Source organism: Polaromonas sp. P3_C2 (assembly GCF_056402675.1).
Window position 1 is genome coordinate 1 of the sequence record NZ_JBFUGX010000176.1, and the last position, 7,175, is coordinate 7,175.

Annotated in this window: 7 protein-coding genes and 1 pseudogene; 7 read left to right on the forward strand and 1 reads right to left on the reverse strand. The window is 64.4% G+C overall.

The genetic code is table 11. From position 1 onward, the window contains the following. The 6 genes from AC1DWI_RS09540 to AC1DWI_RS09565 form a co-directional block, all read left to right on the forward strand. The coding region (locus AC1DWI_RS09540) for a CHRD domain-containing protein (RefSeq protein ID WP_477724736.1) at positions 1 to 266 on the forward strand (266 nt) is incomplete at its 5' end. A 103-nt stretch (positions 267 to 369) separates the two neighbouring features. After that, entirely contained in the window at positions 370 to 828 is a 459-nt protein-coding gene (locus tag AC1DWI_RS09545; RefSeq protein ID WP_477669391.1) for a MarR family winged helix-turn-helix transcriptional regulator, read from the forward strand. Between the two features lie 60 nt (positions 829 to 888). Beyond that, on the forward strand, positions 889 to 2,193 hold the full coding sequence (gene hmgA, locus AC1DWI_RS09550; RefSeq protein ID WP_477669392.1) for a homogentisate 1,2-dioxygenase: 1,305 nt from the start codon (positions 889 to 891) through the stop codon (positions 2,191 to 2,193). Positions 2,194 to 2,198: 5 nt separating this feature from the next. Then, complete coding sequence (fahA, locus tag AC1DWI_RS09555) at positions 2,199 to 3,476, forward strand: fumarylacetoacetase (RefSeq protein WP_477724737.1); 1,278 nt, start codon at positions 2,199 to 2,201, stop codon at positions 3,474 to 3,476. A 266-nt stretch (positions 3,477 to 3,742) separates the two neighbouring features. After that, positions 3,743 to 4,909: a cytochrome P450 gene (locus AC1DWI_RS09560; protein ID WP_477724738.1), complete on the forward strand. Its 1,167-nt coding sequence runs from the start codon at positions 3,743 to 3,745 to the stop codon at positions 4,907 to 4,909. A gap of 22 nt (positions 4,910 to 4,931) precedes the next feature. Beyond that, positions 4,932 to 5,276, forward strand: coding sequence for an antibiotic biosynthesis monooxygenase family protein (locus AC1DWI_RS09565; protein ID WP_477669395.1), 345 nt, complete (start codon positions 4,932 to 4,934; stop codon positions 5,274 to 5,276). Positions 5,277 to 5,278: 2 nt separating this feature from the next. On the opposite strand, the gene AC1DWI_RS09570 is transcribed toward AC1DWI_RS09565, so the two are convergent. Continuing rightward, entirely contained in the window at positions 5,279 to 5,701 is a 423-nt protein-coding gene (locus tag AC1DWI_RS09570; protein ID WP_477724739.1) for a DUF2784 domain-containing protein, read from the reverse strand. Between the two features lie 170 nt (positions 5,702 to 5,871). Here AC1DWI_RS09570 and AC1DWI_RS09575 point away from each other — a divergent pair. Beyond that, a pseudogene (locus AC1DWI_RS09575) lies at positions 5,872 to 7,175 on the forward strand (YgiQ family radical SAM protein); the annotation flags it as partial.

Below are 7,175 nucleotides of genomic sequence, written 5' to 3' on the forward strand. Positions count from 1 at the left end.
CCAACCTGCTGCGCTGGAAAGTCAATTACACCCGTCTGACCGGCCCGGCGACTGCGGGACACTTTCACGGCCCGGCCGCCATTGGCGCCAACGCCGGTGTTGCTTTGGGGTGGGCCAGCCCCCTCCGTACCCCTATGGACGGCAGCGCCACACTGACGGCGGCCCAGGCCGCCGACCTGATGGCGGGCCGCTGGTATGCCAACATCCACACGGCCGCTTATCCCGCAGGGGAAGTGCGTGGCCAGATGACGATGGTGCGTAACTAGGGCCTTCTGAAGAGGCCCCCGGGCCGGCCTTTATAGATGGTTGCGGGCGCAACCGGATCGGTTTATAGTTGCGGGCGCAACCATAAACTTACCCGGTCGCTACATGATCAAGCTCGACAGAACCCTGACCTATCGCCTGCACCTTCTGCACAAGCTGACGGACATTGAAAGCCAGCGTGCTTATCTGGCGGACGCGCGCCTGTCGATGAGTGATGCCCGTTGCCTCACGGCCGTGGGCACCTTCGCGCCGCTGTCGGTGAACGACCTCGCGCAAAAAGCCAATCTGAACAAAGGCCAGGCCAGCCGGGCAGCCCAGTCCCTGGTTGATCAGGGTCTGGTGGTCAAGGCCGCCAGCCCGACGGACGGGCGCGGCGTGGTGCTGACACTCACACCCAAAGGCAAGAAAGCATGGCAGCGCACCATGAACGTGGTGGGGCAGCGCAACCAGGACATTTTTGGTGTGCTGAGCGCGGCCGAGCGCACGCAGCTCAGTGATTTGTTCGACAGGTTGATCGAGAAGGCCAGGGCCGGTGGCGGTGAGCCTGACGATGCCGAAGATTGATGGCATTGAGCCGTTGAACTGAACTTTTCTGAACATTGCAGATTCCCGGGAGAAACATCCATGAGCACCAACACCTTGCATTACCAGTCCGGCTTCGGCAATGAATTTGCCAGCGAGGCCGTTGCCGGCGCGCTGCCGCAAGGGCGCAACAGCCCGCAGCGCGCGCCGCACGATCTGTACACCGAGCTGATTTCCGGCACCGCCTTCACCGCACCGCGCGCCGAGAACCGCCGCACCTGGATGTACCGCCGCCAGCCTTCGGTAATGGCGGGTGGCTACAAGCCGTATGAACAGCCGCAGTGGACGACCGGCGCGGCGGGCGGCTGCGCCGTGCCGCCCGATCCCTTGCGCTGGAATCCATTCGCCATTCCCCCGGAGCCGCTGGATTTTGTGGACGGCATTCGCACTGTGGCCGCCAATGGCGACGCCGAAGCGCAGACGGGCATGGCCGCGCAGGTGTATGTCGCCAATCGTTCCATGTCGCAACGCGCGCTGGTCAATGCCGACGGCGAGATGCTGCTGGTGCCGCAGCAGGGCCGGCTGGTGGTGACGACCGAGCTGGGCATCCTGGATGTCAAGCCCGGGGAAATCGCCGTGGTACCGCGCGGCATGGCCTTCAGCGTGGCCTTGCCCGACGGCGCATCGCGCGGCTATATCTGTGAAAACTACGGTGCGCACTTTCGCCTGCCGGAACTCGGCCCCATCGGCTCCAACGGCCTGGCCAACGCGCGTGACTTCCTGGCACCCACGGCGGCGTTCGACAGCGCGCCTGCACCCAAGGGCGGCTTTGAAATCGTCAAGAAATTCGGCGGCCGCCTGTGGTCGGCCAGGCAAGCCGCCAGCCCCTTCAATGTGGTGGCCTGGCACGGCAACCTGGTGCCTTACAAGTACGACACGGCTCATTTCATGACCATCGGCTCCATCAGTTATGACCATCCGGACCCGTCCATCTTCACCGTGCTGACCTCGCCCTCGGACACGCCGGGCACGGCCAACTGCGACTTCGTGATCTTTCCGCCACGCTGGCTGGTGGCCGAGAACACCTTCCGCCCGCCCTGGTACCACCGCAACCTCATGAGCGAGTTCATGGGCCTGGTCTATGGCCAGTACGACGCCAAGCCCGAAGGCTTCAAGCCCGGCGGCGCGTCGCTGCACAACTGCATGGTGCCGCACGGCCCGGACACCGAAGCCTTCGAGAAAGCCAGCACGGCCCCGCTGGCGCCGCACAAGCTGGACAACACGCTGGCCTTCATGTTTGAAAGCCGCTACCGCTTCATTCCCACGGCCTATGCGATAGAGGGCGGAGCACTGGATGCCGGCTACAGCAGTTGCTGGGCCGGGCTCAAAGACCAGTTCAAGGGCTGACGCGCATGAACCAGTCCCTCAACGCCACCCACGACCCTGAGCTGCGCAGCTGGGTCGCATCTGCGAATGACGCGGGAACAGACTTTCCGATCCAGAACCTGCCTTTTGGCACCTACAGCCATGGGCCGGGCGGGGAGCGGAAGATTGGCGTGGCCATTGGCGACCAGGTGCTGGATGTTCGGGCGGCCGGGCTGCTCGATACCGGTGACATGAATGAGTTGATGGCACAAAACCCGGCGACGATCAGTGCGCTGCGAGCGGCGATCTCGCGAGGCCTCGCAGAGGGCAGCTCAAAGCAAGCTGAGTGGAAGAACTTTTTGTCCCCCCAGGATTCGGTCACCCTGCACCTGCCTTGCCGCATCGGCGACTACACCGACTTCTACACCGGCATCCACCACGCCACCACCGTCGGCAAGCTGTTTCGGCCTGACGCACCGCTGCTGCCCAACTACAAGTGGGTTCCCATCGGCTATCACGGCCGCGCGTCGTCCATCGGTGTGAGCGGCCAGGCCTTTCCCCGCCCGATGGGCCAGACCAAAGGCCCGGACGACGCGGCACCTGTGTTGCGTCCCACCCAGCGACTTGACTACGAACTGGAACTCGGCGTGCTGGTGGGGCAGGGCAACGCGCTGGGCGAGCCCATCGCCATGGCTCAGGCTGAAGCACATGCCTTTGGCATGGTGCTGCTGAACGACTGGTCGGCGCGTGACGTGCAAGCCTGGGAATACCAGCCGCTCGGACCGTTCCTGTCCAAGAACTTTGCCAGCACGCTCTCGCCGTGGGTCRTCACGATGGAGGCGCTGGCGCCGTTTCGCGCACCGTTCGTGCGGCCCGAAGGCGACCCGCAGCCATTGCCGTACCTGGACTCGGAAGGCAACCGCCGCCTGGGTGGTATGGATGTGGCGCTGGAAGTGTGGATAGAGACCGAGGCCATGCGGGAAGCTGGCCGGGGCCCCGAGCGCTTGTCGCAATCGAACTTTCGTGACGCCTACTGGACGGTGGCGCAGCTGCTCACGCACCACACCGTCAACGGCTGCAACCTGCAGCCCGGCGATTTGCTGGGCTCGGGCACGCTGTCAGGCCCGGCGCCGGAACAGGCCGGCTCGTTGCTGGAGCTGAGCTCGGGCGGCAAGAATGCGCTGACCCTGGCCAATGGCGAAAAGCGCACCTTCCTGCAGGACGGGGACGCCGTCATCCTGCGTGCAAGCTGCGTGCGCGAAGGCTTCCGGCGGATTGGTTTTGGCGAGTGCCGTGGGCAGGTGCTGCCGGCCAGGGGCCTGTAAGGCACCTTGTGTTGTAGATGCGTTTTGCTATTAAGTTGATAGCTGCTCGCGCTTGTTACATAAGGGCTGTCGGCACTTTTCGTTCTGAAAATGCTGATTTTTAGCATTTCAGGGCCGGTGAATCCCCCAAACAGCTGCTTCGAAGCTCTTTAACCCTGCCGGCAGGTTGTATCCATGTCCCCGCACGTAAGCATTCGGCGGGCAACTGCCAACACTTCGCCCCGCAACGAAGCATCCCGCCGGCCACCTGGGCAAAAATGGCGCTCATGCAGCATCCCGAACACGTCCTCGCGGCACCCAGCCACCCCAACCCCTATCCTTATTACGCCGCGCTGGTGGCCGGCCCACCGCTGGTGTTTGACGCAGCACGCAAGCTCTGGATCGCAGCCAGTGCGGCAGCGGTCAATGCCGTGCTGCGCAACCCGGCGTGCCGCGTACGGCCTGCGGCTGAGCCCGTGCCGCAGGCCATCGTCGGGTCGGCGGCGGGTGAGGTGTTCGGCCACCTGGTTCGCATGAACGACGGCATCCGGCACGACGCACCCAAACTGGCCTTGCAGCGTTTTCTGGCCGCGCTGGATCTGGACCGTGTTGGCGAGCGCACCAGGTTGATTGCGGCGAAGGCCGTGGGTGGCGAACCCTTGCGCGGAGCGGCGTTGTCGGATTGGGCTTTTGACGTGCCTGTGATGGCAGTCGCCGATGCCCTGGGTTTTGCGCAGGCCGAGCTGCCGCGCGTTGCGGGCTGGACGCGCGACTTTGTGGCCTGCCTCTCGCCGCTCAGCACGCCGGAGCAACTGGCTGCGGCGGGTGATGCAGCAGCGGCCTTGCTGGCAAGGTTCTCGGTGCTGGTGCAGGCGGAGGCAAACCCGGACAGCGCCGTTGCCCGTGTCCAGCAGGAAGCTCAGAAGGCGGGCTGGAATGACGCCGCAGCGTTGCTCGCCAACCTGGTCGGCCTGCTGTCGCAGACCTGCGAGGCGACTGCCGGCCTTGTCGGGAACAGCCTGGTGGCCCTGGCCACGCAACCGGGCCTGGCCGAAACCGTGCGTCAGGAMCCGGGCAAGTTGCTTCAGATGGCGTACGAGGTCAGCCGCCATGATCCGTCCATTCACAACACGCGCCGTTTTGTGGCAGAGGCAACAGAGGTGGCGGGGGTTTCCCTGAAGGCGGGCGATGCCATCCTGGTGGTTCTGGCGGCCGCCGGCCGTGACCCCTTGTGCAACCCGGAGCCCGAACGGTTTTTGCTGGACCGCGCAAGCCGTGAGGTGCCCGGCTTCGGCAGGGGCGCACACCAGTGCCCGGGGCAGTCGCTGGCCTGCATCATTGCTTCCGCGGCCGTCCAGGCCTTGCTGGATTCAGGCAAGCTGCGGTTGCCGAAACCGGGAGGCTGGCACCACCGGCCCTCCCTGAATGCCCGCATCCCGGTTTTTTCTGATTGAGTACCACGACTGAAAGCGCCACATGATCGCCATCATTTTTGAAGTGCAGCCCGCCGGGGGCAACATGCAAACCTATCTTGATATTGCCGCAGCGCTCAAACCGCAGCTTGAGCAAATCGACGGCTTTATTTCCGTTGAACGGTTTCAAAGCCTGAGCAACCCGGGCAAGCTGCTATCGCTCTCATTCTTCAGGGACGAAGCCGCCGTGATGGAATGGCGCCGCCTTGAGTCCCACCGCAAGGCGCAAAGCCGCGGGCGCGGCGGCGTGTTTGAGAATTACCGCCTGCGTGTGGCCCATGTGCTGCGCGACTATGGCCTGAACGAGCGCGACGAGGCGCCCGCGGACAGCCGTGAGCAGCACGGCTAAATTCAGGCGGGGTGAGGCCTGGCGCGCTTCCAGCGGGGCGGCCACCACCACCAGCTCAGCAGCACCAGCACGCCGAATCCGGTGTAGGCCGTCATGAACACCCAGGCGGGCGCGTCGAAAAAGATCAGTCGCGACAGCCAGTGCTCAATGAAGGAGCCGCCATAACTGGCTTGCCCGGCCTGCAGCCTCAGGGCCTGTTCCCAAATGGTGAGCGGGCAGACCTCTCCCAGCCAGCTTTGCGCCACCACAAAGCCGATCAACGCCAGATGCGTGAGCCTGACCCACGGCGCGCGAACCCAGGCCCAGCCGCGCCAGCCGCCGGCCATGAACAGCAGTTGGCCGAGCACGGCAAAGGCGACGATCGCCACGTGCAGCACCAGAATGGAGTCGGCAAGTAGGGCCGCAGTGAAAGGGCTCATGGGCATGATGGAGTAAGGATGCGGGGTAATTCGTGGCCATTCGTGGTCATGAGGCCACTTTAAACATGCCAATAGCGCATGGACAGGTGTTTGTAGGGCTTAAATGCCGAATAAAGAGGCAAAACTCAGGGTAAACCTTACAATGGAGGGTTACCCAAGAGGGTTACCTCAAGTCCATGAACGCCCCTGTCGACGTCTCCTTTTTTAYGCGCGCCGCCAAGCCGCTCACCAGTTACCGCAAGTACTGGGCGGCCCGCTTTGGCACGGCCAAATTTTTGCCCACCAGCCGGGCCGAAATGGACGCGCTCGGCTGGGACAGCTGCGACATCATCATCGTCACGGGCGACGCCTATGTAGACCATCCGAGCTTCGGTATGGCCGTCATTGGCCGCATGCTGGAGGCGCAAGGCTTTCGCGTGGGCATCATCGCCCAGCCTGACTGGCAAAGCGCCGACCCATTCCGCGTGCTGGGCAAGCCCAACCTGTTCTTCGGCGTGACCGCCGGCAACATGGACTCGATGATCAACCGCTACACGGCTGACCACAAGATTCGCAGCGACGACGCCTACACCCCCGGCGATGTGGGCGGCAAACGCCCCGACCGCGCGGCCCTGGTGTATTCGCAGCGCTGCCGCGAAGCCTACAAAGACGTGCCCATCATCCTGGGCGGCATTGAAGGCTCGCTGCGCCGCATCGCGCATTACGACTACTGGTCCGACAAAGTGCGCCGCAGCGTGGTGGTCGACGCCAAGTGTGACCTGCTGCTGTACGGCAATGCCGAACGCGCGATTGTTGAAATTGCCCACCGCCTGGCGGCCAAGGAGCCTGTGGCCAACATCACCGACGTGCGCGGTACGGCCTTCATCCGCCGCAGCGGCGATGAAACCGCCAACGGCTGGTTTGAAATCGATTCCACCAGCGTTGACGCACCCGGCCGCGTCGAAGCGCACGTCAACCCGTATTTGATGATTTCCGACCAGGCGCGGGAGCAGGGCGCTACCTGCGCGCGCGAAGAGGAAGCCACCGAAGTGGCGGTGGAGGCTGAAGCAAAAGGCTCGCCTGTGCTCGCCAAGGCCGTCAAGCCCGCCGCCGCGGCCAACCCGGCCATCAAGCCGCTGACTTTCGTGGCCAACCCCAACCTGCCGTCCACAGTGCACACCGCGCAAGGCAAGATCAAGGTTCCGCCGCGCGACCGCTCCGTGATCCGCTTGCCGTCTTACGAGCAGGTCAAGAGCGACGCAGTGCTGTACGCCCACGCCAACCGCGTGCTGCACCTCGAAACCAATCCCGGCAACGCCCGCGCCCTGGTGCAGGCCCACGGCGAGGGCGCCACGGCGCGCGACGTGTGKATCACGCCGCCGCCCATCCCGCTGACCACGGCCGAGATGGACTACGTCTTCGACTTGCCCTACGCGCGCTCACCGCACCCGCGCTACGCCGACGAAAACGGCGGCCATGACGGCGCCACCAAGATCCCGGC

Bases quoted from the DNA above. Each gene is read 5' to 3' on its own strand.
- hmgA (WP_477669392.1), top strand. From the start codon at position 889: ATGAGCACCAACACCTTGCATTACCAGTCCGGCTTCGGCAATGAATTT.
- AC1DWI_RS09565 (WP_477669395.1), top strand. From the start codon at position 4,932: ATGATCGCCATCATTTTTGAAGTGCAGCCCGCCGGGGGCAACATGCAA.
- AC1DWI_RS09570 (WP_477724739.1), bottom strand. From the start codon at position 5,701: ATGCCCATGAGCCCTTTCACTGCGGCCCTACTTGCCGACTCCATTCTG.
- AC1DWI_RS09545 (WP_477669391.1), top strand. From the start codon at position 370: ATGATCAAGCTCGACAGAACCCTGACCTATCGCCTGCACCTTCTGCAC.